The sequence below is a fragment of the Kocuria sp. KH4 genome (assembly GCF_053711175.1).
Map to the genome: position 1 here is coordinate 1 of NZ_JBSJYX010000070.1, position 398 is coordinate 398.

1 protein-coding gene is annotated in these 398 nt (G+C 69.1%); it reads left to right on the forward strand.

Annotation, left to right across the window (positions count from 1 at the left end; translation table 11 throughout):
• Positions 1-398, forward strand: a 398-nt coding sequence (locus ACWCOM_RS18520) for an acyltransferase family protein (protein WP_454550209.1), incomplete at both ends; no start/stop codon positions are given.

Sequence of the window (398 nt, forward strand, 5' to 3'; positions counted from 1 at the left end):
GGTTCCGTCCGGAGGTGCAGGGGCTGCGGTTCGTGGCGGTGCTGCTGGTGGTGCTCTACCACGTGTTCCTCGGGCGGGTCTCCGGCGGGGTGGACGTGTTCCTGCTGATCTCGGCGTTCTTCCTCACACTGTCCTTCGTGCGCAAGCTCGAGGCCGGCCGGCCCCTGGCGATCGGCCGGTACTGGCTGCACGTGTTCAAACGGCTGCTGCCCCTGGCCGCGCTCACCGTGCTCGGCACGCTGGTGCTCGTCGAGCTGCTCTATCCGGCCTACGACGTGGCGCGGTGGCGGTCCGAGGGGCTGGCCTCGGTGTTCTACGTGGAGAACTGGGCGCTGGCGCTGAACGCGGTGGACTACTACGCGGCCGACCACTCCACGGCCTCCCCGTTCCAGCACTTC